The sequence below is a fragment of the Paracoccaceae bacterium genome, from assembly GCA_019454225.1.
In the GTDB taxonomy this organism is placed as follows: domain Bacteria; phylum Pseudomonadota; class Alphaproteobacteria; order Rhodobacterales; family Rhodobacteraceae.
Map to the genome: position 1 here is coordinate 2,574,217 of CP075370.1, position 25,524 is coordinate 2,599,740.

Here is a 25,524-nt window from a genome sequence, read left to right on the forward strand (position 1 = left end):
CCCCTCGCGGCCTCGGCGGCCCGCCGCCGGATGCGGGGCGGCCGTTCGGCGGGAATCCGCGGGCGGGGCTGCTTTCCTTTGACCGGCGCAGCGTATAGCCATGCCCGGCAGCAGCATGGAGGCGCAGATGAACGACGATATCACCCGCTTCGGCCCCGGCCCCCGGATGAGCGAGGGCGTGGCCTACAACGGGATACTCTGGGTCGCCGGACAGGTGGGCACGCCAGGCGATCCGGTGGCCGACCAGACCCGGCAGTGCCTGGCCGAGGTGGACCGGATCCTGGCTGCGGCCGGGACCGACAAGACCCGCATCCTGTCGGCGCAGATCTGGCTGGCGGACATCGCGGATTTCGCGGCGATGAACGCGGTCTGGGATGGCTGGGTGCCGCAGGGGCATACCCCGGCCCGCGCCACGGGCGAGGCCAAGCTGGCGGCGCCGGGTTACCGGGTCGAAGTGATCGTGACGGCGGCGCTGCGCTGACCGGAGCCGGGTGCCGGGGTGGCCCCCGGCCTTGCCCCGATGCGGGGCGTGGCGCGGGCGTCCCACGATGGGACGCGCGCCAGGCCAAGCAATTTCAATGGGTTGACCTGGCCGGATTCATGTCTTGTTAAGACTTTGACGGCGCGGCGTCAGCCCGCCAGAGGCAGGGCGGCGAAGGATTCGGCCTGCCGGTCGGTCCAGAGGACCGAGAGCGTCCAGCCGTCATCATCCTCGGACTCGGCGGTGACCACGCCCGCGTCATGCAGCCAGGCGCGGCGTTTGCCCTGGGCAAAGCCCAGCCGCAGGTCCGCCGCCGTGCGTGGCGCGTCGATGGCGGCGGCAACCAGGTCGATCAGCCGGGCCACCCCCTCGCCGGTCAGGGCCGAGACGGGCACCACCGGCGCGGCGGTGCCCGCCTGCGCCAGCACCGCCGCGCGGGCCGTTCCCTCGACGAGGTCGAGCTTGTTCCAGACCTCGATCCGGGACGTCCCCTCGGCCACGCCCAGCGAACGCAGGATATCCTCGACATCCGCCGCCTGTTCGGCGGTCTCGGGGTGGCTGATGTCGCGCACATGCAGGATCAGATCGGCCTCGAGCACCTCTTCCAGCGTGGCGCGGAAGGCGGCGACAAGCTGTGTCGGCAGGTCGCTGATGAAGCCCACGGTGTCGGACAGGATGATCCGCGCCCCGGACGGCAGCCGGACGCCCCGCATGGTGGGGTCAAGCGTGGCGAACAGCATGTCCTTGGCCAGAACCTCGGCCCCGGTCAACCGGTTGAACAGGGTCGACTTGCCCGCGTTGGTATAGCCCACCAGGGCCACCACCTGAAACGGCACCTTGCGCCGGGCCGCGCGGTGCAGTTCGCGGGTCTTGACCACCCGGTCAAGCTGGCGGCGGAGCTTGATCACCTGTTCGTCGATGGCGCGACGGTCGGCCTCGATCTGGGTTTCGCCGGGGCCGCCGACAAAGCCGAAGCCGCCCCGCTGGCGTTCCAGGTGGGTCCAGGCCCGCACCAGGCGCGTGCGCTGGTAGCTGAGCGCGGCAAGTTCCACCTGCATCACGCCCTCGCGCGTGCGGGCGCGGTCGGCAAAGATTTCCAGGATCAGGCCGGTCCGGTCCAGAAGCTTGACGCCCCATTCCTTTTCAAGATTGCGCTGCTGCACCGGGCTGACCGGGCCGTCCACCAGCACCAGCGTCACCCCCAGGTCGCGGAAGCGGGCCTTCAGTTCCTCGACCTTGCCGGAACCGAACAGCAGGCCGGGATGGGCACGGGCGATGCGCACGACCTCGGCCCCTGCAAGGGTCAGGCCGGGAAGCGCTGCGGACAGGGACACGGCCTCGGCCAGCCCGTGTTCCGGCAGGCGGCGCGCCCGCGCCGCGCGCAGGTCGGGATGCAGCACATAGCCGATCTCGTTCCTTGCCGCCGTGTCCTGGCCGCGCGGGCCGCGCGCGGTGGCGGAAACGTCGTCGTCTGCAGCGTCTTCGTCCTGCGGGATCAGTCGTCTGCCTCGTAGAGATTGATGGGTGCGCCCGGCATGATGGTGGAGATCGCATGCTTGTAGACAAGCTGCGACTGTCCATCCCGGCGCAGGAGCACGCAGAAATTGTCGAACCAGGTGATCACACCCTGAAGTTTAACCCCGTTGATCAGGAATATCGTCACCGGCACCTTGCCCTTGCGGACATGGTTCAGGAACGCATCCTGAAGGTTCTGTTTGTCGGCCGCCATGTCGAGTTGCCTTTTTTTCTTTGCGGTTCTTGCGGTTCGTCCGTCAGGACATGTCCGGCGTCGCCCGCACGGCCTGCCCCGTCTGTCCCCGGTGCCCACCGGGCACCTTTGCCACTATGGGCCTCGGCACCCCGACAATCCAGCCCCAAAAACAGGCCGTTACAGCCGAACCCGGCGCAGCCGTGCCCGGCCTGCATCAGCGCCGCCTAGCGCCGCCAGCCCGACGGCGCGAGGAGCGCGAGGATCGCCAGCACCTCGACCCGGCCCAGCACCATCAGGACGCCGAGGATCGCCTTGGCCGTGGTCGACAGTTCGATGATCGAGATCGGCGTCTCGGCGGCAAGGTTCGCCAGCGGGCCGGTGGTGGTGAGCGCGGCGATGGTCAGCACCAGCGCGGGTTCGAAGGGCAACCGCGCAAGCGCCAGCGCCCCGACCCCGACGGTCAGGGTCAGGGCGAAGAGCATGAAGAATATCCATGCGGCATAGGCCCCCTGGTTGCGCAGGCGCCGCGCCGTCTCGCCCCCCCCGCCGACCGAGGACGGATGGACAAGGCGATCCATCTCGCGCTCGCCATGACGGATCAGGGCGTAGACGCGCAGCAGCTTCAGCCCCCCCGCCGTGGTGGCCACGCCCCCCCCGATCATCGCGAGGCCGAGCAGGATCAGCCCCGGCGCGCCGAGGCCCGACCATGACCGGGCAGCCTGCCAGTCGGCGCTTTCAAGCCCGGTGGTGGTCAGGAACGACAGCGTGGTGAACAGCGCCCCCCAGAGCGCCCGCGCCCCGGCGCCCAGATCGTTGACGGTGTCGCCGTCCCATGCCCCCGCCCAGTGGCGCAGGAACAGCACGGTGGGCACGGTGACCAGGAAGGCAGCTGCCAGGCGGATCTCGGGGTCGGACATCGGGCCGGGCGACAGGTCGATCCGCACGGCGCCGGGCAGGCTGCGCCGGGTCAGCGCGGTGAGCAGAACGAGAAAGACCATCGCCTCGCCCGCAAAGCCGACGGGCGACTGGTGCAGCCCGTTTCCCGCCCCGGCGACGATGCCGCTGGTCGAGACCGTGGCCATCGCCATCATCAGGGCGGGCAGCGCGCTTTCGCCCGCCGTCAGCAGCCCGACCCAGAGCAGCAGGGTCAGGGCGGCGTAGGCCGGGGCGATGACCAGCGTCTGCCGCACAAGCCGCGCCGAGGGGTCGGTCAGGCGCGTGGGCGCGTCGCGCGCGGCACCGCCCTGCCCCGGCACGCGGCCCGATGCCACCTCGATGCCGCCGAGGTCCATCGGCGCCAGGATCGCGGACACCGAGATCAGCACGAACAGCCCGCCGAACCAGCCCACCAGCCCGCGCCACAGGTGCAGCGTGGGGGAGAGGCGGCCGGGGGTTTCGTAGACCGTGGCGCCGGTGGTGGTGAAGCAGGACACCATCTCGAACCAGGCGTTGACAAACGAGGTGTCGCGCACCGCCTGGTCGAAGGGCACGGCATAGAGCAGCGGCAGCAGCAGATAGGCCCCGGCCAGCATCGCCAGATGCCGGCGCGGCACGTTCCGCGGCCGCTGGCCCGCCATGGCGACCCCGACCATGGCCGTCAGCAGGAAGATCGTGACACCGGCGTAAAGAAAGGTGCGGGCCACGCGGTGATCGTCATGCAGGTGGCCGTAGACCGCAGGGACCAGCATGACCACGGCGGAAAGCCCGGTCAGGATCACCAGAAGCGGCAGGCCGAGGATCGCGCGCACCGCGGCGGCCGTCAGAAGAAGTCGATGGAGACCTGCAACAGGCGCTCCACCTCGGGCACGTCCTTGGCCATGGCCCAGAGCACGATCACATCGCCCTCATCGACGCGCAGGTCGCCCGTGGGTTTCAGCACGCGGTCGCCCTTCATCAGCGCGCCGACCAGCACGCCCTCGGGAAACTCGATCTCGCGGATCAGGCGGCCCGAGAGCGGCGAGGTCGACAGGACCTGCGCCTCGATCACCTCGGCCTCGGCATCGCCGATGGAATAGATCGCGCGCACCCGGCCATGGCGGATGTGCCGCAGGATCGACGACACGGTGGTGCCGCGCGGGTTGATGTAGGCGTCGATGTCGAGCGCGCCCATCAGCGGCACCAGCGTCGGGTCGTTCACCAGAGCGATCGACATGCGGCAGCCCGCCTGCTTGGCCCGCACGGCCACCAGCAGGTTCGTCTTGTCGTCGTCGGTCACCGCCAGCATCACGTCGGCCTTGTCGATGCCCGCCTCTTCCAGAAGCGCGATGTCGAGCCCGTCGCCGTTCAGCACGATGGTGCGTTCCAGCGTGTCGGCGGCGATCTCGGCGCGGGTGCGGCTTTTCTCGATCAGCTTGACGCGCATCCGGTCGGCGCGGGTTTCAAGCGCCCGGGCAACGCCGAGTCCCACATTGCCCGCGCCCACGATGACGATGCGTTCCAACTTGCGCGTGGTCTTGCCGAAGATGTCCAGCGTGCGGTTCACATCCTCGGTATGGGTGAACACATAGATGCGGTCGCCCGCGAAAAGCTGGTCGCCCGCATCGGGCGCGAACAGACGTTCGTCGCGCCGCACGCCCACCACGATGGCCCGCAGGGTCGAGAACAGTTCGGTGAGCTGCCGAAGCGGTGTGTTCAGCACCGGGCAGTCATCGTCCAGCAGGATGCCCAGCAGCTGCGCCCGGCCGTTCATGAAGCTTTCGGTGTCGAAGGTCGCGGGGGCCGCGATGCGTTGCAGCGCGGCCTCGGCCACCTCCTGCTCGGGGCTGATGACGACGTCGATCGGCAGGTGGTCGCGGCGGTAGAGATCGGCATAGCGGTCGGCCAGATAGTTCTGCGCGCGCAGCCGGGCGATCTTGCGGGTGATGCCGAACACCGAATGGGCCACCTGGCAGGTGACCATGTTCACCTCGTCGGAATGGGTGGCGGCGATGATCATGTCGGCGTCGCGCGCGCCCGCGCGTTCCAGCACGTCGGGCCAGGAGGCAAAGCCCACCACGCCCTGCACGTCCAGCGTGTCGGTGGCGCGGCGCACCAGATCGGCGCTGACGTCCACGATGGTCACGTCATTCCTTTCGCCTGCCAGATGGCGGGCGATCTGCCAGCCGACCTGGCCCGCGCCGCAGATGATCACCTTCATCCCCTAGGCTCCACCCGGACCGACGGCTCTGCATCGCAGAACCGTCGGGCGCGGTCAACGGCGGGGGTCAGAGCGCGAAGTCGTCGGCGGTCAGCTTGTAGGTGCCCGTCAGCACGATCCGAAGGTCCGCCACGCCGTCGCCGGTGGTCTCGCCATAGATCGTGGTGGTGCCCACGCCGAGTTCGTATCGCAGCTGGCCGGGCGTTCCGGCCGTGAAGGCGGCCGTGCCGATGAAGTTGAACACCAGCGTGTCGAAGCCGCGCACCACGCCGATTTCCGACAGGTCGATGATGTCCTGCCGGCGCGTGAAATCGGTGATCAGGTCGGACTTGGTCGGGCCGCTTTCAGCCACGCGACGGAACACAAACACATCTGCACCGGAACCGCCTGTCATGACATCGGCGCCGTTGCCGCCGACCAGCGTATCGTTGCCCGAGCCTCCGAACAGCGAATCGTTGCCGGCGCCGCCGTCCAGAACGTCGTTGCCGCGGTTTCCGGTCAGCACGTTGGTCCCTGCCGAACCGGTAAGGGTATCGTTGCCCAGACCGCCGGTGAGGTTCTCGAAGGATTGGAACGAGTCGCCCTCGGCCTCGCCGCCGGAGGCGGCGCCGGTTGCCAGATTGACGTTCACGCCCGCCCTGTCGAACGCATAGCTGAGCGTGTCGATGCCGTTGTCGCCGAAAAGGGCATCGGCGCCCATGCCGCCGATGATGGTGTCGTTGCCGTCGTGTCCCTGGATGAAATCATCCGCCGACCTGCCGCGAATGTAGTCGCCGGCGGTGCCGCCCTGCACGACCAGAAACTGTTCGATGCCGCTGAGCGTCAGCCCCGTGCCGATGTCACGGCCACCGCCGCCGTCCGAGATGTCGATCGTCAGGGCGATGGATTCGACGAAGATGCCGCCTCCGATGCCCAACGAGGGCAGGAAGATCAGGTCGTCAAAGCCGCTGCCCCCGTCCACGCTGCCCGTCACGCCATGGCCGATCCGCAGCTTGTCATTGCCGCCACCGCCATCGAAGGTCACCAGAGCCTCCTGGAAGGCCCGGAGCGTGTCCTGCCCGTTGGCGCCCAGCACGGTGTGGGTGCCGCCCTCGGCCTCGAAGTCGATCCGTTCGAAGCCGGAAAAGGTGGAGTTCCCGACCGTGCCGTTTCCGGTCGAAAGATCGATGTTCGCCGAAGCCGTGCCGCTGCCGTGAACGCCGATCAGATCGTTCCCCGAACCGCCGTAGGCCGTGTCGCCGTCGTCATCCAGAACGATCCAGTCGTTGCCGGCACCGCCATAGAGCGTGTCGATGCCGCCATTGCCAACCAGGAAGTCCTCGCCGCTCCCGCCATAGATCCGTTCGCTTGCCGACGTCCCGCGGACCTGGTCGTCGCCGCCGGTGCCATAGAGTGTCACGCGATCCTGGAAGGACCAGTTCACGAACTGGAAGTCATCCTCGAGATTGTATTGCGGCGATGTGCCGAAATGCTGCCCGAAGTGCAGGACCAGGTGATTGCGCCCCAGACCGCCGGTGATCGTGATCGGCGGCGGATCCGCCTCGGAGTGGTTGAACTGGGCGATGTGAAAGGTCGCCGTGAGGGTACCCGAGCCGGCGAACGACTGGAAGGTGACGGCATCGACCTCGGGGATGATCTGGTTGGAAAAGTCGGTCGTCGAAGAAATCACGTAGGTCGGCATGGAACGATCCTTACATTACTGGAATGACTGAACTCCTCGGGAAATGCGCAATCTGTGCGGCCTGAAGGCTATCACACCCCGCCGATTCGACATACCGCCCTGTCCCGCCCGCGCCGGGCCGGCGCAGCGGCCTGTCAGTCGTCGTCGTCCATCCCGTCGTCATCGGCCTGCGCCACGCGCATGCCGGACTTGGAAGTGGTCACCACGCCCAGCGATTTAAGCTTGCGGTGCAGCGCGCTGCGTTCCATGCCGACAAAGCCCGCAGTGCGGCTGATGTTGCCGCCGAAGCGGTTGATCTGGGTCAGCAGGTATTCCTTTTCAAACAGTTCGCGCGCCTCGCGCAGCGGCAGCGTGGCCATCGTGCCGCCCAGGAACATGCGCCCGCCGCCGTCGGACGGGGTGTCCTGCCCCGGCAGTTCGCGCGCCTCGATCACCTCGCCGCCGTCGCCGAGGATCAGCACCCGCTCGATCACGTTGCGCAGCTGACGGATGTTGCCGGGCCATTGCATCGTCTGGAGCATCGCCTCGGCCTCGGAGGACAGGCGGCGCTGTGGCAGGCCCTGTGTGCGGTGGAAATGGCCGATGAAATGCGCGGCAAGCTCGGGGATGTCCTCGCGCCGTTCCTCGAGACTGGGCACCGCGATCGGCACGACGTTCAGCCGGTCGAACAGTTCCTGACGGAACCGGCCCGCGCGGATCTCGGCGGCGAGGTCGCGGCAGGTCGAGCTGATCACGCGCAGGTCGACCCGCACCTTGTCGGTGCCGCCGGCGCGGGTGAACTGCTGTTCGACCAGGACCCTCAGGATTTTCGACTGCGTGCCGATGGGCATGTCGCCCACCTCGTCGAAATAGATCACGCCGCCGTGGGCCTGCTCCAGCAGCCCCTTCTCGACCCCTCGCTCGGGGGTTTCGCGGCCGAACAGCACCTCTTCCATGCGCTCGGGCTCGATCGTGGCCGATGTGACGGTGACGAAGGGCGCCTGCGCGCGGTTCGAATGGGTGTGGATGTAACGCGCGGCCAGTTCCTTGCCGCTGCCGGGATGGCCGGTCAGCATCACCCGGCCGTTCGACTTGGTCACCTTGTCCAGCTGGCCCTTGAGGGTGCGGAAGGCGGGCGAGCCGCCCAGCATCTCGGCCGACGAGACCTCGCGGCGCTTCAGGTCGGTATTCTCGCGGCGCAGGCGCGAGGTTTCCATGGCGCGGCTGACCACGACCAGCAGCTGGTCGATGTTGAAGGGCTTTTCGATGAAGTCATAGGCGCCCTGCTTGATCGCGGCCACCGCGATCTCGATGTTGCCGTGGCCCGAGATGATGATGATCGGCACGTCGGGGTTGTCGCGCTTGACCGTCTTGAGGATGTCGATCCCGTCCATCCGGCTGTCCTTGAGCCAGATGTCCAGCACCATCAGCGCCGGGGCCTCGGCGTTGATCTCGGCCATGCAGTCGTCGGAATTGCCCGCCAGACGCACGGCATAGCCCTCGTCGCGCAGGATGTCGCCGATCAGTTCGCGGATATCCTTTTCGTCGTCCACGATCAGGATGCTCATTCCAGTTCTCCTATCCCGCCTGTCCTGCGGCACCCCGCCGCCGCGCGGCACGCACCAGGCGCGGCAGGCGGATCACCGCCATGGCGCCGGGATGCGCACCCGGGGCGAAGGGATCGGCGTCTTCAAGCGCCAGTGTGCCGCCGTGTTCCTCGATGATCTTCCTGACGATGGGCAGGCCCAGGCCGGTGCCCTTTTCGCGTGTCGTCACATAGGGTTCGAACAGCCGCGCGCGATCGGGCGGCAGGCCCGTGCCGTTGTCGCAAATCCGGATCACCACCTGGTCGGGGCCGGTTTCCAGCGCCACGCGCACCTCGGGCACGTGCCCGTCCGGCGCGCCTTTTTGCTGAAGCGTTTCAATGGCCTCGCCTGCGTTCTTGATCAGGTTCGTCAGGGCCTGACCGATCATGGTGGCGTCCAGATCCATCGTCACCGGCCCTTCGGGCAGGTCCGACACCAGGCGGACCCCGGGCATCCCCGCCGTCTGCAGTGTCACCGCATCGCGGACCAGCCGAACGATGTCTTCCTCGCGCCGGTCGGGTTCGGGCATGCGGGCGAATTTCGAGAACTCGTCCACGATGCGGCGCAGATCGCCGGTCTGGCGCACGATGACATCGGCATACTGGTCAAGGTCGTCAGGGTTGTCCACCTGGCCACGGAACTTGCGCTTGATGCGTTCGGCCGACAGCTGGATCGGCGTCAGCGGGTTCTTGATCTCATGCGCGATGCGGCGGGCGACGTCGCCCCAGGCGGCCATCCGCTGCGCGCTGACCAGATCGGTCACGTCATCGAACGCCACCACATAGCCCTCCAGCCGCCCGGTGTCCGACCGGCGGCCCGCCATGCGGACCAGCAGGCTTTCCATGCGCCCCTTGCGGGTCAGCCGCACCTCTTCCTGCACGGCCGCCCCGACCCCGTCGCGCAGCCGTTCGAACAGCGGGGCGAATTCCGGCACGGCGGCGTCGATCGACAGGCCATGCGCGGCACCCATGTCCAGCAGCCGTTCGCCCGCGCGGTTCACGAAGTCGATGCGCCCCTCGGCATCGAGGCCGATCACCCCGGCGGTCACCGAGGACAGGACCGAGTCGAACAGCCGCCGGCGCCCCTCGATCGCCCGCGTGTTCTCGACAAGCGCCTCGCGCTGCGCCTTGAGCTGGCGCGTCATCCGGTTGAACAGGCGGCCCATCATCGCGATCTCGTCGTCGCCGTCCTCCTCGGGCACCTGCACGTCCAGATCGCCGCCGCCGACCCGCTGCGCCGCGCTGGCCAGCCGCCCCACCGGGCGCGACAGCCGTTCGGCAAAGGACAGGCCCAGCCAGACCGCCGCAAGGATCAGGATCAGGGCAAAGCCGAGGTAGAGCAGCCCGAACTCGAACAGAAGCCGCCCGCGCTCGGACTCGAGCTGCTGATACAGGCGCACGGTCTCGCGGGTGTCGTCGAGCAGCGACAGGATCGAGCCGTCGACGGTACGCGTGACATAGAGGTAACGGTCGGCATAGGCATCCAGATGGACGACCGCGCGCAGTTCGTCGTTCGGCCAGTCGTCGATCAGCACCGTCTCGCCGGTTTCCCGCGCGCGGTCGATCACCTCCTGCGGCGGGGTTTCGAAATCGAACAGGTAGGACCGTTCGCCCCGCGTCATCAGCGTGCCCGCGCCGTCGATCAGGAACACCTCCTTCAGGCCGCGCTGGATCGCTGCCTGGCCCTGCGTCAGCACCGGGCGCAACTGGTCGTCGGCAAGGAAGAAGGTCGACTGCTTGGCCACGTTCAGATAGGCGGCCAGCGCGCCGGTATCCTCGGTCAGGTCGCGGCGGTGTTCGCCGTCATAGGCCTGCGCGGCGGCCAGCGAGGTGCCGACCACATCGCGCACCCGCTGCGAGAACCACCCCTCGAGCCCGACATTGACGGTCAGCACGGCAAAGACCGCCACGATCACCGTGGGCACCAGCGCCACAAACGCAAAGACACCCGACAGACGAAGGTGCAGGCGCGACCCGGCGGACTGGCTGCGCCGGTCCGAGATCATCCGCGCCACCCGGGCCAGCACCAGCGCCGCCACGACCAGCACATAGACGAAGTCTGCCAGCAGGATCAGCCGCAGCGCGGGCGAGTTCGCGCCCTGGTTCATCGGTCCGAGGATCAGGAAGGTGCCGAGCGCCAGCACCGGCCCCAGGACCACCAGGCCGAAGGTCATGGCGGCCTGCACCCGGCGCTGGCGGCGCAGCCGCGACAGCCGATCCCACGTCCGCCCGGCGCCCGTGCTCGACATGCTGGCCACCACCGAATGAACCCTCCACAGGGCGCAGGCCGAACCGGCACGCCCCCACATCTTGGGGCGCGACTCTTGCGTCACGCACCCTGTGGCGGTTTTACATCAGCTTTCGACGCCGTGTCACGCGAATATCGAGATCGGTGATCTTCTTGCGCAGGGTATTGCGGTTGATGCCCAGAAGGTCGGCACAGCGTGCCTGGTTCCCGGCGGTGGCATCCAGCGCGATCTCGATCAGCGGCGCCTCGATCTCGCGCAGGATGCGCTGATAGACGCCGGGGGGTGGCAGCGCGCCGCCGTGCAGGTCGAAATAGCGCTTCAGGTGGCGGGCCACGCTGGCCGACAGCTTTTCGCCCTCGCCGCCGCCGCGCAGCGGTTCCAGCGCGGGCTGGCTGCCCAGCACGGCCTCGACCTCGGCGCGGGTGATCTCGGGTTCCGAACTGGTGACGAGAAGGCGCTTCAGCGTGTTTTCAAGCTGCCGCACATTGCCCGGCCAGGAATAGCTGCGCACCAGTTCGCGCGCCTCGGACGACAGTTTCCGGACCTGCCCGCTGTCGCGTTCGCCGCGCGCCAGGAAATGCTCGGCCAGCAGCGGGATGTCGTCGACCCGTTCGCGCAGGGCCGGAACATGCAGCGTGACGCCACCCAGCCGGTAGAACAGGTCCTGCCGGAACTGGCCGGATTCCATCCGCGCCGACAGGTCGACCTGGCTGGTCGCCATCACGCGCGGGGCCGGATCGGTCGCCAGGTCGAGCATGCGGACGATGCGGGCCTGCGTCTCCTCGTCGTAGTCGGCCACCTCGTCAAACACGAGACTGCCGCCGCGCACCCGGTTCATCAGTTGCGCGGGGCCCTCGACGCCCGCCAGGTCGGCGGCCTGCGCCACCACGAAGGGCTGGTTCCGCCGGTCCGAGAAATCGTGGATCGCGCGGGCGATCAGGCTTTTGCCGGTGCCGGATTCGCCGGTGATCAGCACCGCGAGGTCGCTGTTCATCACCCGCGCGACCAGACGGTACAGCGCCTGCATGGCGGGGGTGCGCCCGACCAGCGGCAGTTCGTCGCCCGCCTCGCGCGGGGCCGAGGCCGGGCGGGCCGGCGCACGGCGCTTGAGGTCCAGCGCGCGGGCCGAACGCTTCATCAGGTCGGGCAGGTCGAAGGGTTTCGGCAGGTAGTCATAGGCCTCGGCCTCGGCGGCCTGGATCGCCGTCATGATCGTGTTCTGCGCGCTGATCACGATGACCGGCAGACCCGGGCGCAGCTTGCCGATGCGCGGCAGGGCATCCAGACCGTTGCCGTCGGGCATGATCACGTCCGAGATCACGAGGTCGCCCTTGCCTTCCTCGACCCAGCGCATCAGCGTCATCAGGCTGGATGTCGCGTGCACCTTGCACCCCGCGCGTGTCAGCGCCTGCGTCAGCACCGTGCGGATCGTGCGGTCGTCGTCGGCTACCAGAACCGTGCCATCCATCGCCTATTCCTTCCCCGGGCAACCGCACCTGCGGCCTGCCCCTGCTCTTGCCTCAAAATCCCGCATCGCGGCCGGAAGCGCGGCCGCGCCGCGCGGTCCGCCCGCTGGCCGCATCAGCTTTCGGGTGTCATCGCCCCGTCCTCCCGGGTGGCCACCGGCAGCGACACGCGGAACACCGTGCGCCCCGGCACGGAATCCACCGCGACCCATCCGTCGTGGTCGGAAATGATCTTGCTGACCAGCGCCAGCCCCAGCCCCGTGCCGTTCTCGCGGCCGCTGACGAAGGGTTCGAACACGTTTCCGGCGATGTCGGGCGGGATTCCGGGGCCGTTGTCGATGACCTCGACCTGCAGCGCCAGCGAGCGGCCGGGCCCGTCCTTGCGGCGCAGGCGAAGCGACAGGTCGTAATAGGTGCGCAGCCGGATCGTGCCGCCCTGCGATCCGGCCGCCTCGGAGGCGTTCTTGATCAGGTTCAGGAACACCTGCATCAGCTGGTCGGGGTCGGCATAGGTGGGGGGCAGCGAGGGATCGTAGTCCTCGACGATGGTCATCCGGGCGGCGAAGCCCACCATCGCCGACCGCCGCGCGCGGTCGAGCGCGTCATGGATGTTGACCGCGCGGCGTTCGGGCGGGCGCAGGTTGCCGAACTGCTCGACCTGCTCCAGCAGCTTGACGATGCGGCGGCTTTCCTCGACGATCAGGTCGGCCAGCTCGCGGTCCTCGGGCGACAGGCCCATGGCCAGCAGTTGCGCCGCGCCGGTGATGCCGGCCAGCGGGTTCTTGATTTCATGCGCCAGCATCTCGGCCATGCCGATCGCCGATTTCGCGGCCGATTTCACCGCCGAGGCGCGGCCGAGCCGCCCCGCCAGTTCGCGGGGCGAGATCAGCAGCATCACGATGCCCGGGTTGTCGTGCATCGGCGCCACCTGCACCGTGCAGGAGACCGGCGGGCGTTCGCCGGTGGTGACATGCGCCTCGTTGATGACCATGGCCGCGCGGTTGGCGCGCACCCGCGTCAGCGCCTCGTCCATCGGCGCGTCGATATAGACGCGGTCCCAGACCGGCGCGCCCTTGAGGCTGCGGACCGAGGCGTTCAGGAAGCTTTCGGCGGCGGGGTTGACCTCGATGATCTTGCCTGCCCCGTCGATCAGCAGCGCCGGGATGGGCAGGGATGCCCAGATGACCCCGGGAACCGGGTAGGGCGCGCGATAGGCGGTCATGCCGCGGCCCTTTCGGGCGCATCGGACAGCGCGGCGCGCAGGTGGCGGGCAACGGCCGCCGGATCGTCCGACGTCAGCGCCGCGCCGCGCGTGGCCCCTGCGGCATCCAGATACCAGGCCAGATGCTTGCGCACGACCCGGGTGCCCAGGTCGCGCCCGTAGAAGGCCAGCGCCATGGCATGATGTTCCTCGACCAGATCGGCCAGGGCGCTGCCCCGGGGGACCTGCGGCGCGGGCCCGCCGTGCAGCGCATGGGCGATCTGCGCCAGGACCCAGGGCCGGCCCTGCGCGCCGCGCCCGATCATCACGCCCGCCGCCCCCGAGGCGTCCAGCGCGGCGCGGGCGCTGTCGGCGCCGGTGATGTCGCCGTTGGCGATGACCGGCACCGCGACGGCCGCGCGCACCGCGCGGATCGCGGCCCAATCGGCCCGGCCCTTGTAGAACTGGCAGCGCGTGCGGCCATGGATGGTGATCATGGCCACCCCTGCGGCCTCGGCCCGGGCGGCGAGGCCGGGCGCGGTGTGGGCGGTGTCGTCCCATCCCAGCCGGGTCTTCAGCGTCACGGGAACGTCCACCGCCGCCACCACCGCATCGATGATCGCCAGCGCGCGGTCGGGTTCGGCCAGCAGCGCCGCGCCGCAGGCACCGGTGGTCACGCGGCGGGCGGGACAGCCCATGTTGATGTCGATCTGGCGGGCGCCGGCATCGGCCACCAGCCGTGCGGCATCGGCCATCAGCGCGGGGTCGCGGCCGACGATCTGCACCGCCTCGCCGGGCCCGATACCGGCGGCACGGGCCCGCGCCTCGGGGCGGTCGCGCAGAACCTCGTCGCTGGCGACCATTTCGCTGACCGTCAGCCCGGCACCGAAACGCGCCACGATCCGCCGGAACGGCAGGTCGGTGATGCCTGCCATCGGCGCGAGCAGCACCGGCGGATCGGGCAGGCGGAACAGGGCGCGGGGGGGCATGTGCCTTTTCCTTGTGCGAACCTTTCCAGACCTACCCGGAACCCGCCCCCGGAGCAAATCCGCGCCGGACTGCGAATGTCACATTTCCGGGCTTTGCCTGTTTTTTGGGCAGTGACGCGGCGCGACCCGCCCGATTGTCAGGCGGCGGGCGGTCGACTAAGCCTGACGGAGCAAACGGGTCAGGGGGTGGCGATGCGCATCGCCTCGGTCATCGTCGCGGCGGGGCGCGGCACGCGGATGGGCGGCGACCTGCCCAAGCAGTGGCGCCCGCTGGCCGGTCGCCCGCTGGCCGCCCATGCTGCCGCGGCGCTGGCCGCCCACGGGCCCGTGGTGGCCGCGATCCACCCCGCCGACCGCGCGATGGCCAAGGCCGCCCTGCCCGGCCTGCGGCTGGTCGAGGGCGGCGAGACGCGCGCCGCATCGGTGCGCGCGGCGCTGGAGGCGCTGGCCGACGATCCGCCCGACATCGTGCTGATCCATGACGGCGCGCGGCCCTTCCCGACGGCCGGGCTGGTCGCGCGCCTGATCGCGGCGCTGAACGGCCACCCCGCCGCGGCCCCGGCGCTGCCGGTCAGCGACGCGCTGTGGCGGGGGGCCGGGGGGCTGGTGGCCGGGGTGCAGGACCGCGCGGGGCTCTACCGGGCGCAGACCCCCCAGGCGTTCCGGTTTGCCGCGATCCTTGCGGCGCACCGGGGCCATGCCGGCGAGGCCGCCGACGATGTGGCGGTGGCGCGGGCGGCGGGGCTTGACGTGGCCATCGTCGAGGGCGACGAGGACAACCTGAAGCTCACCTTCCCCGGCGATTTCGCCCGGGCCGAGGCGATCATGCGAGGACGGTCGATGGATATCCGGACGGGCAACGGGTTCGACGTGCACGCCTTCTGCGAGGGCGACCATGTCTGGCTCTGCGGCGTGAAGGTGCCGCATGACCGGGGCCTTCTGGGCCATTCCGATGCCGACGTGGGCATGCATGCCCTGACCGACGCGATCTATGGCGCGCTGGCCGAGGGCGACATCGGGCGGCATTTCCCGCCCTCGGACCCGCAGTGGAAGGGCGCGGCCAGCCACATCTTCCTGCGCCATGCGGCGGACCGCGCGGCGGCGCGCGGATTCCGCATCGGCAACGCCGATGTGACGCTGATCTGCGAGCGTCCGAAGATCGGCCCGCATGCCGTTGAGATGGCTGCGGAACTCGGTCGCATCATGGCGGTTGAGGCAAGCCGCGTCAGCGTCAAGGCCACCACGTCCGAGCGGCTTGGCTTCACCGGCCGACAAGAGGGGATCGCGGCCATCGCCACGGTCACGCTGGTCAGCCCATGATCCGCGCCATCACCACATTCGGCTATGTCGGCCTGCTGCGCCCGGCGCCGGGCACCTGGGGTTCGCTGGCTGCCCTGCCGCTCGGGCTGGTCATCGCCCGTTTCGGCGGCTTCCCGGGCCTGGTCGCGGCCACTGTCGCGGTGACCGCGCTGGGCCTCTGGGCCTGCGGCGTGGCATTGCGGAACCGCCCGGGCGAGGACCCGGCCGAAATCGTGATCGACGAGGTCGCGGGCATGTGGATGACGCTGTGCTTCCCGGCCTATGCCTTCTGGTCGATGGGCCATGCGGGCTGGATGCCCTGGCCCGCATGGCTGGCGGGTCTTGCGCTGTTCCGGCTGTTCGACATCTGGAAACCGGGTCCGGTGGGCCAGGCCGACCGGCGCGGCGACCCGGCGGGGGTGATGCTGGACGACCTGTGGGCCGGGGTGTTCGCCGGCTGTGGCGTGGTGGTCCTGGGCGGGCTGTGGCACATGGTGCCGCGATGAGCGCGGCGGCCGGAATCCTGGCGGCGGCGCGGGCGGCAGGGTGGCGGCTGGCGACCGCGGAAAGCTGCACCGGCGGGATGGTGGCGGCGGCGCTGACCGATGTGGCGGGATCGTCGGATGTGTTCGACCGCGGTGTCGTCACCTATTCCAACGCGGCGAAACGCGACCTGCTGGGGGTGGCCGAGGCGACGCTGGCCGCCCATGGCGCGGTCAGCGAAGCGGTGGCGCGCGAGATGGCCGAGGGGATGCTGGCGCGGTCCGCGGCGCAGGTGGCGGTCTCGGTGACGGGAATCGCCGGGCCCGGCGGATCCGAGTTCAAGCCCGAGGGGCGCGTGTGCTTCGGGCTTGCGGTTGCGGGACGCGACACGCTGACCGAGACGGTGGAGTTCGGCGCCCGCGGCCGGGCCGCGGTGCGGGCCACGGCGCGGGATCATGCGCTGGCCATGGTCCTGCGGGCGCTGGCCTGACGGCGGGCCTTCATGCGGTATCGCAGCAATGGCTCGCAATATGCCGAGAAATCAGTGTTTTTTTGATATGACGCCCGGCCCGTAAAGTTCGGCCGCGCGGCGCTCGAAGGCGCGCACGATGCGTTGCATCGCATCGTTGAAGACGACCCCGATGATGCCCTGCAGGATGGCGTTGCGGAACTCGAAATCCACAAAGAAATCAACCTCGCATCCGCCATCGTCGCGCGGGCGGAATTCCCAGGTGGAACGCATGTGCCTGAAGGGGCCGTCGATATACTCGGTCTCGATGCGGTGGCGCTGCGGATAGAGCGTGACACGGCTGCCGAACTTTTCGCGGAACACCTTGAAACTTATCACCAAATCGGCTTCCATCACCTCGCCGCCCGGGATCGGGCTGCGTGACCGGACACGGGCGGCGGCGTTCCAGGGCAGGAACTTCGGATAGCTCGGGACATCGGCGACCAGCGCATACATCTGGGCGGCCGACCACGGCAGGGACTTGACTTCGCGATGGGTGGGCATGCGGCCTTGGGCTCTGGTGACACGAGCCTGCCAATTGCGTAGGACGGGACGGGAAATCAAGAGGGCGGCATGTCTCAGACCCCATATGTCATCGACAGCATGATCAGCGCCAAGGCCATCGCGGCCCGGGTCGAGGCGCTGGCGCGCGAGATCACGGCGCATTTCCACGGCACCGACAAGCTGGTCGTGGTGGGCCTGCTGCGCGGGTCCTTCGTGTTCATCGCGGACCTTGTGCGCGAGATCGACCTGCCCGTCGAGGTCGACTTCCTGGAGGCGTCGAGCTATGGCGACGCGATGACATCCAGCCGGGAAGTTCGGATTCTCAAGGACTTGCGCGGCGAGATTGCGGGCCGCGACGTGCTGGTGGTCGAGGATATCATCGACACCGGCTTTACCCTGTCGCATGTGATCACGCTGCTGCGGGCGCGCAGGCCGGCGCGGCTGAAGGTCTGCGCGCTGCTGGACAAGCCGTCGCGGCGCGAGGTGCCGGTGGCGGCCGACTGGGTGGGATTCTCGATTCCGGACGAGTTCGTCGTGGGTTACGGAATCGACTTTGCGCAACGCAATCGCAACCTGCCCTATATCGGCAAGGTGCGGTTCACGGATGCGACATGATCCTGCCCGACCACCTTGCGCCGGGACTGCTCGCGGTGTTCTGCGGCACCGCGCCGGGCCATGCGTCGGCCCGGCGCGGTCACTATTATGCCAATCCGGGCAACAGGTTCTGGACGATTCTTCATGAGACCGGGATGACGCCAAGGCGGCTTTCCCCGGCCGAGGACCGGACCTTGCCGGCCCTGGGGCTGGGCCTGACCGACCTGGCAAAGACCGTGGCCGGGCAGGACGCCGACCTGCCGCCGGATGCCTTCGACCCCGGGCGGTTCCTGGCCGCGATGGCCGCCATCGCGCCCCGGGCGGTGGGCTTCACCTCGCTGACGGCGGCGCGGATCGGGTTGGGGCGGCGCGACGTGCGGCCCGGCCGGCAGGCCGGCGACGACCGGCTGCCGGGGGTGGCGATCTTTGCGCTGCCGTCGCCCTCGGGGCTGGCCCGCAGCCATTTCCGCATCGGGCCCTGGCAGGAGATGGCGGACCACCTTGCCGCCCTGCCCCGTCCCGCAGCCGTCCCGCCCGCGTCGGTTCCGCGTATGGCATCCGTCCCGACAGGGCGCGCGGCGGCAACGGGGGATGCGCAACGGGCGCAGGGGGCGGGAGGGCCGGAATGGATCCGCTGAGACTGCTGCTGCGGATGCGGCGCCTGGCGCAGAATCCGCCGTCCTGGGGCCGGGTGGTGCTGGTGGTCGGGGTGATCGCCGCCTGCCTGCTGCTGGTGGCGGTGGAGATGTTCATCGGCTGGCCCGACTGGCTGACGCTGGATCGGACGCCGCGCCCGCCCCGGTTCTGATCCGGCGGCGGATTGCCGGTGCGCGGCCGGTTGCGGCTTCGTGTCTTGCCCGCGTGCGGCGCGCAGCCCAAGGTTGCGCGAAAGCCGGAACAACGGAGGCAGGCATGAGACTGGGGCGCATCCTTCTGGGGCTGATCATCCTGGGCGCGGGGGCGGGATGGTGGCTGACCGGCGCGCGGGCGCTGCCGCCGTCGGCCACCGCCGGGCTGTCGGGCGACGCCGACCGGGGCGAGGCGGTGTTCCATGCGGCGGGCTGCGCCAGTTGCCACATGGCGCCGGGCGCCACGGGCGAGGCGCAGCGCGTCCTGTCGGGTGGCCAGCGGTTCGCCACCGCCTTCGGCACCTTCATCGCCCCGAACATCTCGCCCGATCCGGCACAGGGAATCGGCGACTGGTCGCTGGCGGATTTCGCCAGCGCCGTGCAGCGCGGCGTGTCGCCCGAGGGGCAGCATTACTACCCCGCCTTCCCCTATGCCGCCTATGGCAGGGCAAGCCTGCAGGACATCGCCGACCTCTGGGCCTTCTGGCCGCGCCTGCCCGCCGACGCGACGCCGAGCCTGCCGCATGAGGTGGGGTTTCCCTTCAACATCCGCCGCAGCCTTGGCGGCTGGAAACTGCTGTTCGGCGGCGGCGACTGGGCGCTGGCCGGAAACCTGACCCCGACCGAGGGGCGCGGGCGCTATCTGGTCGAGGCGCTGGCGCATTGCGGCGAATGCCACACCCCGCGCAACGCGCTGGGGGGGCTGGACCGCGCGCGCTGGCTGGCCGGGGCGCCGAATCCGTCCGGGCCGGGGCGGGTGCCGAACATCACGCCGGGCGCGCTGGACTGGTCGGAAGAGGACATCGTGGCCTATCTGACCACCGGGTTCACGCCCGAATATGACGTGGCCGGGGGGCATATGGCGCATGTCGTGGAAAACATGGCGCGCCTGCCCGAGACCGACCGCGCCGCCATCGCCGCCTATCTGAAGCGGGTGCCGCCGGTGAACTGAGGCTGGCAAAGCCGCTTGGCCCGGGGGCGCGGGCCGTGCCAAGGTCGGGCGCCGCTGCCGAGGTGCCCGCCATGACCCCGCCCGACCCCGCATCCGCCGCCGACGCCCTGCGCCAGGGTGCCGCGCGGGGTGTGCCGGTCGAGGAGTTCGGGCCGGTCTGGACCTCGGCCCGGTTCCGGCTGGCGCGGGCGGGCTGGCAGGCGCAGGGGGCGCAACCGTTCCTGTCGGGCGATGTGCCCTACGCGGCGACCTGCGGCGGGCGGCTTTCCGAGGATGCGGCCGAGATCGTGCTGGCGGCCCGGCCCGGGGCGCGCGGGCTCCGGATTCTCGAGATCGGGGCGGGAACCGGTGTCTTTGCCCGGATCTTCCTGTCGGTGCTGCGGGACCGGGCGCCCGATGTCCATGCCGCGACGCGCTATGTGGTCAGCGACGGGTCGCCCTCGGTGCTGGAGGCGATGGCCGCCTCGGGCGTGCTGGAGGGGCACGCGGGGGTGGCGGAGACGCGGGTGTTCGACCTGGCGATACCTGGCGATGACCCGGGCGGCGGGTTCGACGCGATCCTGGGCACCTATATCCTGGACGTGATGCCCTTCGACCTGCTGGCGGTCCGCGATGCGCAGGTCTGGCGGCGCGAGGTGCGCGGCGTGCTGGACGGGGCGGATGCCGCGATGGCGCCCGCGCTGCGGGCGGCGCTGGCCGGGCCGGATGCCGGGCTGGTCGATCTTGCATGGCTGGGGCCGCGCCTGGGGTTGCAGGTGCGCCATGTGCCGGTGGACCGTGCCGCCCTGCCCCGGCCCGAGGCGCTGCCCGTCACGACCTGGGGGCAGGTGCTGCCCGTGACGCATCACTTCGGCGCGCTGGACGCGATCGACCGCTGCCTCGGCCTGCTGCGGCCGGGCGGGGTGATGGTGTTTTCCGACTACGCCCATGCCACGCCCCCCGGCGGCGGCGCGGTGCCGGAGTTCGAGGGCTATGGCACCTCGATCTCGACCGGGCTGGACTTTGCCGCGCTCGATGCGGTGCTGGAGGCGCGGCGCGACCTGCGGCTGTGGAAGCCGGAGGACGAGGCGGGGGCGCTGCGGACGCGGGTGCTGCAACGCGGTGCGGGGCCGGACCTGGGCGCGGTGGTGACGGCCCGGCATGGCGCGCTGCGGGTGCATGAGGGCGAGACCGCGCTGGAGGCCGCGCGCGAGGCGGCCCGGGCCGGGCGGATCGAGCGCGCGCGGGCGGGCTATGCCGCGCTCGTGGCGGCGGAACCCTGGAACTGGCACCTGATGCGCGAGGCCGCGTTCTTCCTGCTGCTGACGGCGGGCGAGGCGGCGGCGGCCGATGCGCTGGCGGTGCGGGGGCTGGCGCTGAACCCGCTGGACGCCGACCTGTGGCGGGTGCGGGCCGAGGCGGCGCTGGCCCTGGGCGAGGCGGCGGCCGGGGACCATGCGCGCCGGGCCTGCGGCCTGTCGCCGGGCGTGCCGCATGTGCATCACACGCTGGCGCGGGTGCTGTTGCGGGCGGGCGATCATGGCGGGGCGCTGGCCGCGGTGGCGGCGGGTCTTGCGGCCGACCGCGACGCCACGCTGCGCGGCGGGCTGACGGGGGTGCAGGGCGACGTGCTGGCGGCGATCGACGCGGCCCGGGCCGAGGACCGGCGGCGCCGGGCCAATGCCTTCCGGGTGATCGACGCGGGCCCGTTCTGAACCCTTTCCCTTCGCCCCCCCGCGCGCTACACCCCGCGCCGGACGACCCGAGGATGCCGATGGACAAGACCTTCAACACCGCCGAGGCCGAGGCGCGGATCAGCCGCCTGTGGCAGGACCGCAAGTGTTTCCGGGCCGGCGCGGGGGCCGCGCCGGGGGCCGAGACCTTCTGCATCATGATCCCGCCGCCGAACGTGACGGGCAGCCTGCACATGGGCCATGCCTTCAACAACACGCTGCAGGACATCCTGACGCGCTGGCACCGGATGCGGGGCCACGACACGCTGTGGCAACCCGGCACCGACCATGCGGGCATCGCCACGCAGATGGTGACCGAGCGCGAGATGGCGAGGAACGGCGAGCCGTCGCGCCGTGACATGGGGCGCGAGGCCTTTACCGCCCGCGTCTGGGAGCAGAAGCGGAAGTCGCGCGGCACGATCATCGGGCAGTTGCAGCGGCTGGGGGCAAGCTGCGACTGGGACCGCGAGGCGTTCACCATGTCGGGGGCGCCGGGGGCGCCCGCGGACGAGGCGGGCAATTTCCACGACGCCGTGATCAAGGTGTTCGTGGACCTTTACAACAAGGGCCTGATCTATCGCGGCAAGCGGCTGGTGAACTGGGACCCGCATTTCGAGACCGCGATTTCCGACCTGGAGGTCGAGAACATCGAGGTCGACGGCCACATGTGGCATTTCAAGTATCCCCTCGCCGGGGGGGAGACCTATGAGTATGTCGAGCGCGACGCCGAGGGCAACGTGACCCTGCGCGAAACGCGGGACTATATCAGCATCGCCACGACCCGGCCCGAGACGATGCTGGGCGACGGCGCGGTGGCCGTTCATCCATCGGATGAGAGATACGCGCCAATCGTCGGCAAACTCTGCGAAATTCCGATTGGCCCCAAGAGCGAACGGCGGCTGATCCCGATCATCGTCGACGAATATCCCGATCCCGCGTTCGGGTCGGGCGCGGTCAAGATCACCGGCGCGCATGACTTCAACGACTATGCCGTGGCCCGGCGGCACGGCATTCCCTGCTACCGGCTGATGGACGCCGGCGCGCGGATGCGCAACGACGGAATGCCCGCGGAGTTCGCCGCCAGGATTGCCGGACAGGTTGCCCGTGGCGAACGGGTGCTGACCGAAGAGGAGACGGACCACGTCAACCTCGTGCCGATGGACCTCAGGGGCCGGGATCGCGCGGATGCCCGCGACCTGGTGGTGCAGCAGATCACGGCGGAAGGCCTGGCCGTCATGACGCGCGCGGACGATCCGCGCCTCGGCAAGGCCGCGCTGAAACCCGGCACCGAGGGGGCCGACGCCCCGGTGCCGCTGGTCGAGGCGAAGAAGATCATGCAACCCTTTGGCGACAGGTCGAAATCCGTCATCGAGCCGATGCTGACCGACCAGTGGTTCGTCGATACGGCCAAGATCGTCGAACCGGCGCTGGAGGCGGTGCGGTCGGGCCGGGTGAAGATCATCCCGGAGAGCGGCGAAAAGACCTACTTTCACTGGCTGGAGAACATCGAGCCCTGGTGCGTCAGCCGCCAGCTCTGGTGGGGGCACCAGATTCCGGTCTGGTATGGGCCGGAGGTGGTTGATGGCGTGCCGGTCGAACGGGACCTGGGCGTCCTGGGGAAACACCCGAAGTGGCGGACATTCTGCGCCGCAACCGAGGCAGAGTTCCTGGCCGAGGCCCGCGCCTACTACGGGCCGGAGGTTGAGATCCACCTGATCGATCGGGCCACGTCCTTCAAGCTGCCCGACGAACAGGGCAAGGGCGCCGAGGTGTATCTGTCACGCGACCCCGACGTGCTCGACACCTGGTTCTCGTCGGGCCTCTGGCCCATCGGCACTTTGGGTTGGCCCGAGAACACCCCGGAAATGCAGCGCTATTTCCCGACCTCGGTGCTGATCACCGGGCAGGACATCCTGTTCTTCTGGGTTGCCCGGATGATGATGATGCAGCTGGCCGTGGTGGATGACATCCCGTTCCACACCGTCTACCTGCACGGCCTGGTGCGCGACGCCAAGGGCAAGAAGATGTCGAAGTCGCTGGGCAACGTCATCGACCCCTTGGAGATCATCGACGAATACGGCGCGGATGCGCTCCGCTTTGCCAATGCGGCGATGGCCAGCCTTGGCGGGGTTCTGAAGCTCGACACGCAACGCATTGCCGGGTATCGGAATTTCGGCACGAAGCTGTGGAACGCCTGCCGATTTGCGGAACTGAACGGCGTGTGGGAGGGGCACCGGACCCTGACCGAACCGCCCGCCGCCACCGCCACCGTCAACCGCTGGATCATCGGCGAGACCGGCCGCGTGCGGGCCGCGGTGGATGCGGCGCTGGCCGAGTACCGGTTCGACCAGGCGGCCGATGCGCTGTACCGCTTTGTCTGGGGCAAGGTCTGCGACTGGTACGTGGAATTCGCCAAGCCGCTGTTCGACGGCGAGGCGGCGGACGAGACCCGGGCGACGATGGGCTGGGTGCTGGACCAGTGCATGATCCTGCTGCATCCGATGATGCCCTTCGTCACCGAGGCGCTGTGGCAGGACACCCGCCGCGATCCCGGCACGCTGGCGCTGGAGCGCTGGCCCGACTATGGCACGGCGCTGATCGATCCGCAGGCCGACCGCGAGATGAACTGGGTGATCCGGCTGATCGACGACATCCGGTCGGCGCGGGCGCAGGTGCGGGTTCCGGTGGGGCTGAAGCTGGACATGGTGGCGCTGGCGATGGACGAGGCGGCGCGCGGCGCCTGGGACCGGAACGCCACGCTGATCCGGCGGCTGGCGCGGATCGAGACGCTGACCGAGCAGGCTGCGGCGCCGAGGGGCAGCCTGACGGTGGCGGCCGAGGGCGCGCGGTTCGCCCTGCCGCTGGAGGGCGTGATCGACATCGCCGCCGAGAAGGCGCGGCTGGCCAAGGCCATGGAAAAGCTGGGCAAGGAGATCGGCGGGCTGCGCGGGCGGCTGGACAACCCGAACTTCGTGCGGTCGGCGCCCGAGGACGTGATCGACGAGGCCCGCGCCAATCTGGAGGCGCGCGAGGAGGAGGCGGCGGCCTTGCAGTCGGCGCTCGCGCGGCTGGGCGAACTCGGCTGAACCTGCGGCAGGGCGGGGGTGGCCCGAATCCGGTGACCGCGGGTCTGGGGGCGTGATACACGATCGCGTGATGTCACCCTCCCGGAGGTCTTTCATGCCGTCCCTGATGCGCTGCACCCTGCTGGCCATGGCGCTTGCGCTGCCGATCCCCGCCCTTGCCGAGACCCAACCCTTCGACAGGGTGGACGACTGGACGCTGATGCGCACCGCCGAGGGCGGGCGCGTGCAGCACTGCCACGCAGTGCTCTCGGCGGCCGATGGCTCGGCGCTGGTGTTCGAGCACAACGCCGCCTTCACCGCCTTCGGCTTCCGCACCGGCCGCAGCCATGTTCCGGGCGGCAGCGAGCGGGTCGATGTGTTCTTTGACAGCGATCCGCGCACGGCCACGCAGATCGAAATGCCGCACTGGCCCGAATGGCGGGTCTACCAGTCGCCCAACGACGAACCCGACGGCCTTCTGGACATGTTCGCCAACCGCAGCGCGATCAGCTTCGGCTATGACGTGCCGGGGCGGGGCTACGAGACGGTGAGCTTTTCGCTGCGCGGGTCGAACATGATGACCAGGCGCATCTACGACTGCGTGCAGAACCCCGCAGCCACGGCGCCGGCGCAGCCGCCGCAGGCCGCGGCACCGCAAAGCTATGGCTGGATCAACGCGGGCCCCGGTTCGCTGGGCGGTCATCTGGTGATGGGCGGGCTTGCGCCCGACGGGATGCAGGTGTTCGTCTGCGGCGCCTTCTTCAACGGCGGCTTTCACCCCGGCATGACGGGGATGTGGAGCAGCGACATCTGCGCCATCGGCTATGGCGGCGCCGAGCATCGCGTGGCGCCCTATCAGCTGCTGACCGGCCAGGGCAACTGGCGGGCGTTTGACGGCGCGATCCCGTCCGATGCGGTCGAGGGCGGCTACGAGGCGAACGGCGACAAGCTGTACATCTGCCGGGGCTGGGATCAGGGGATGCCGCTGGTCGGCAAGTTCCGCATGGGATTCCGCGGCTGCAACATCGCCGACGGCGGCAGCGAGGTGACCATTTCCCGCTTCGATCTGCTGACCTTCTGA

Annotated in this window: 22 protein-coding genes; 11 read left to right on the plus strand and 11 right to left on the minus strand. The window is 69.7% G+C overall.

The features are described from left to right. Positions 1 to 127: 127 nt before the first annotated feature. Positions 128 to 481 carry a RidA family protein gene (locus KF887_12155; protein ID QYK40189.1) on the plus strand — a complete coding sequence of 118 codons (354 nt, stop codon included), beginning with the start codon at positions 128 to 130 and terminating at the stop codon, positions 479 to 481. Positions 482 to 630: 149 nt separating this feature from the next. On the opposite strand, the gene hflX is transcribed toward KF887_12155, so the two are convergent. The 10 genes from hflX to dusB form a co-directional block, all read right to left on the minus strand. Further along, positions 631 to 1,881 carry a GTPase HflX gene (gene hflX, locus KF887_12160; protein QYK40190.1) on the minus strand — a complete coding sequence of 417 codons (1,251 nt, stop codon included), beginning with the start codon at positions 1,879 to 1,881 and terminating at the stop codon, positions 631 to 633. A gap of 95 nt (positions 1,882 to 1,976) precedes the next feature. Beyond that, positions 1,977 to 2,210, minus strand: a complete 234-nt coding sequence (hfq, locus tag KF887_12165; protein QYK40191.1) for an RNA chaperone Hfq — start codon at positions 2,208 to 2,210, stop codon at positions 1,977 to 1,979. Positions 2,211 to 2,416: 206 nt separating this feature from the next. After that, the gene (locus KF887_12170; protein QYK43560.1) at positions 2,417 to 3,880 is read right to left on the minus strand and encodes a TrkH family potassium uptake protein; all 1,464 of its coding nucleotides are present in this window, start codon (positions 3,878 to 3,880) and stop codon (positions 2,417 to 2,419) included. A gap of 71 nt (positions 3,881 to 3,951) precedes the next feature. Then, the gene (trkA, locus tag KF887_12175) at positions 3,952 to 5,328 is read right to left on the minus strand and encodes a Trk system potassium transporter TrkA (protein QYK40192.1); all 1,377 of its coding nucleotides are present in this window, start codon (positions 5,326 to 5,328) and stop codon (positions 3,952 to 3,954) included. A 67-nt stretch (positions 5,329 to 5,395) separates the two neighbouring features. Then, the gene (locus tag KF887_12180) at positions 5,396 to 7,009 is read right to left on the minus strand and encodes a M10 family metallopeptidase C-terminal domain-containing protein (protein QYK40193.1); all 1,614 of its coding nucleotides are present in this window, start codon (positions 7,007 to 7,009) and stop codon (positions 5,396 to 5,398) included. Between the two features lie 134 nt (positions 7,010 to 7,143). Then, on the minus strand, positions 7,144 to 8,556 hold the full coding sequence (locus tag KF887_12185) for a sigma-54-dependent Fis family transcriptional regulator (GenBank protein QYK40194.1): 1,413 nt from the start codon (positions 8,554 to 8,556) through the stop codon (positions 7,144 to 7,146). 10 nt (positions 8,557 to 8,566) lie between these two features. Further along, entirely contained in the window at positions 8,567 to 10,822 is a 2,256-nt protein-coding gene (locus tag KF887_12190) for a PAS domain-containing sensor histidine kinase (protein ID QYK40195.1), read from the minus strand. A 100-nt stretch (positions 10,823 to 10,922) separates the two neighbouring features. After that, positions 10,923 to 12,290 carry a response regulator gene (locus KF887_12195; GenBank protein ID QYK40196.1) on the minus strand — a complete coding sequence of 456 codons (1,368 nt, stop codon included), beginning with the start codon at positions 12,288 to 12,290 and terminating at the stop codon, positions 10,923 to 10,925. A 113-nt stretch (positions 12,291 to 12,403) separates the two neighbouring features. Beyond that, positions 12,404 to 13,510, minus strand: a complete 1,107-nt coding sequence (locus KF887_12200; GenBank protein QYK40197.1) for a PAS domain-containing protein — start codon at positions 13,508 to 13,510, stop codon at positions 12,404 to 12,406. Continuing rightward, the gene (gene dusB / locus KF887_12205; GenBank protein ID QYK40198.1) at positions 13,507 to 14,478 is read right to left on the minus strand and encodes a tRNA dihydrouridine synthase DusB; all 972 of its coding nucleotides are present in this window, start codon (positions 14,476 to 14,478) and stop codon (positions 13,507 to 13,509) included. Before dusB ends, KF887_12200 begins: the two co-directional genes overlap by 4 nt. A gap of 192 nt (positions 14,479 to 14,670) precedes the next feature. On the opposite strand from dusB, the gene KF887_12210 reads away from it, so the two are divergent. From KF887_12210 to KF887_12220, 3 genes are read left to right on the plus strand one after another with little or no spacing between them, the layout of a single operon-like run. Further along, positions 14,671 to 15,798 carry a bifunctional 2-C-methyl-D-erythritol 4-phosphate cytidylyltransferase/2-C-methyl-D-erythritol 2,4-cyclodiphosphate synthase gene (locus KF887_12210; GenBank protein QYK40199.1) on the plus strand — a complete coding sequence of 376 codons (1,128 nt, stop codon included), beginning with the start codon at positions 14,671 to 14,673 and terminating at the stop codon, positions 15,796 to 15,798. Then, positions 15,795 to 16,283, plus strand: coding sequence for a phosphatidylglycerophosphatase A (locus KF887_12215; GenBank protein QYK40200.1), 489 nt, complete (start codon positions 15,795 to 15,797; stop codon positions 16,281 to 16,283). Before KF887_12210 ends, KF887_12215 begins: the two co-directional genes overlap by 4 nt. Beyond that, a complete protein-coding gene (locus KF887_12220) occupies positions 16,280 to 16,750 on the plus strand; it encodes a nicotinamide-nucleotide amidohydrolase family protein (protein QYK40201.1) in 471 nt (156 codons plus the stop codon). Before KF887_12215 ends, KF887_12220 begins: the two co-directional genes overlap by 4 nt. 51 nt (positions 16,751 to 16,801) lie before the next feature. Here the strand turns inward: KF887_12220 and KF887_12225 are convergent, their stop codons facing one another. Then, a complete protein-coding gene (locus KF887_12225) occupies positions 16,802 to 17,272 on the minus strand; it encodes a type II toxin-antitoxin system RatA family toxin (GenBank protein QYK40202.1) in 471 nt (156 codons plus the stop codon). Positions 17,273 to 17,341: 69 nt separating this feature from the next. On the opposite strand from KF887_12225, the gene hpt reads away from it, so the two are divergent. From hpt to KF887_12260, 7 genes are all read left to right on the plus strand, one after another. After that, positions 17,342 to 17,887 carry a hypoxanthine phosphoribosyltransferase gene (gene hpt / locus KF887_12230; GenBank protein QYK40203.1) on the plus strand — a complete coding sequence of 182 codons (546 nt, stop codon included), beginning with the start codon at positions 17,342 to 17,344 and terminating at the stop codon, positions 17,885 to 17,887. Next, entirely contained in the window at positions 17,884 to 18,504 is a 621-nt protein-coding gene (locus KF887_12235; GenBank protein QYK40204.1) for a mismatch-specific DNA-glycosylase, read from the plus strand. Before hpt ends, KF887_12235 begins: the two co-directional genes overlap by 4 nt. Next, complete coding sequence (locus tag KF887_12240) at positions 18,492 to 18,674, plus strand: hypothetical protein (GenBank protein ID QYK40205.1); 183 nt, start codon at positions 18,492 to 18,494, stop codon at positions 18,672 to 18,674. The genes KF887_12235 and KF887_12240 overlap by 13 nt, the downstream gene beginning before the upstream one ends. 104 nt (positions 18,675 to 18,778) lie before the next feature. Continuing rightward, positions 18,779 to 19,666 (plus strand): cytochrome c, encoded by an 888-nt coding sequence (locus KF887_12245; protein QYK40206.1) that lies wholly within the window; start codon positions 18,779 to 18,781, stop codon positions 19,664 to 19,666. A 71-nt stretch (positions 19,667 to 19,737) separates the two neighbouring features. Further along, positions 19,738 to 21,360: a hypothetical protein gene (locus KF887_12250; protein ID QYK40207.1), complete on the plus strand. Its 1,623-nt coding sequence runs from the start codon at positions 19,738 to 19,740 to the stop codon at positions 21,358 to 21,360. 53 nt (positions 21,361 to 21,413) lie between these two features. Then, entirely contained in the window at positions 21,414 to 24,464 is a 3,051-nt protein-coding gene (locus KF887_12255; GenBank protein QYK40208.1) for a valine--tRNA ligase, read from the plus strand. Positions 24,465 to 24,558: 94 nt separating this feature from the next. Beyond that, positions 24,559 to 25,524 (plus strand): DUF3421 domain-containing protein, encoded by a 966-nt coding sequence (locus KF887_12260; GenBank protein ID QYK40209.1) that lies wholly within the window; start codon positions 24,559 to 24,561, stop codon positions 25,522 to 25,524.

Coding starts and splice junctions, on each gene's coding strand:
- KF887_12155 (QYK40189.1), top strand. CDS start 128: ATGAACGACGATATCACCCGCTTCGGCCCCGGCCCCCGGATGAGCGAG.
- hfq (QYK40191.1), bottom strand. CDS start 2,210: ATGGCGGCCGACAAACAGAACCTTCAGGATGCGTTCCTGAACCATGTC.
- KF887_12170 (QYK43560.1), bottom strand. CDS start 3,880: ATGCTGGTCCCTGCGGTCTACGGCCACCTGCATGACGATCACCGCGTG.
- trkA (QYK40192.1), bottom strand. CDS start 5,328: ATGAAGGTGATCATCTGCGGCGCGGGCCAGGTCGGCTGGCAGATCGCC.
- KF887_12180 (QYK40193.1), bottom strand. CDS start 7,009: ATGCCGACCTACGTGATTTCTTCGACGACCGACTTTTCCAACCAGATC.
- KF887_12185 (QYK40194.1), bottom strand. CDS start 8,556: ATGAGCATCCTGATCGTGGACGACGAAAAGGATATCCGCGAACTGATC.
- KF887_12190 (QYK40195.1), bottom strand. CDS start 10,822: ATGTCGAGCACGGGCGCCGGGCGGACGTGGGATCGGCTGTCGCGGCTG.
- KF887_12195 (QYK40196.1), bottom strand. CDS start 12,290: ATGGATGGCACGGTTCTGGTAGCCGACGACGACCGCACGATCCGCACG.
- KF887_12200 (QYK40197.1), bottom strand. CDS start 13,510: ATGACCGCCTATCGCGCGCCCTACCCGGTTCCCGGGGTCATCTGGGCA.
- dusB (QYK40198.1), bottom strand. CDS start 14,478: ATGCCCCCCCGCGCCCTGTTCCGCCTGCCCGATCCGCCGGTGCTGCTC.
- KF887_12210 (QYK40199.1), top strand. CDS start 14,671: ATGCGCATCGCCTCGGTCATCGTCGCGGCGGGGCGCGGCACGCGGATG.
- KF887_12215 (QYK40200.1), top strand. CDS start 15,795: ATGATCCGCGCCATCACCACATTCGGCTATGTCGGCCTGCTGCGCCCG.
- KF887_12220 (QYK40201.1), top strand. CDS start 16,280: ATGAGCGCGGCGGCCGGAATCCTGGCGGCGGCGCGGGCGGCAGGGTGG.
- KF887_12225 (QYK40202.1), bottom strand. CDS start 17,272: ATGCCCACCCATCGCGAAGTCAAGTCCCTGCCGTGGTCGGCCGCCCAG.
- hpt (QYK40203.1), top strand. CDS start 17,342: ATGTCTCAGACCCCATATGTCATCGACAGCATGATCAGCGCCAAGGCC.
- KF887_12235 (QYK40204.1), top strand. CDS start 17,884: ATGATCCTGCCCGACCACCTTGCGCCGGGACTGCTCGCGGTGTTCTGC.
- KF887_12240 (QYK40205.1), top strand. CDS start 18,492: ATGGATCCGCTGAGACTGCTGCTGCGGATGCGGCGCCTGGCGCAGAAT.
- KF887_12245 (QYK40206.1), top strand. CDS start 18,779: ATGAGACTGGGGCGCATCCTTCTGGGGCTGATCATCCTGGGCGCGGGG.
- KF887_12250 (QYK40207.1), top strand. CDS start 19,738: ATGACCCCGCCCGACCCCGCATCCGCCGCCGACGCCCTGCGCCAGGGT.
- KF887_12255 (QYK40208.1), top strand. CDS start 21,414: ATGCCGATGGACAAGACCTTCAACACCGCCGAGGCCGAGGCGCGGATC.
- KF887_12260 (QYK40209.1), top strand. CDS start 24,559: ATGCCGTCCCTGATGCGCTGCACCCTGCTGGCCATGGCGCTTGCGCTG.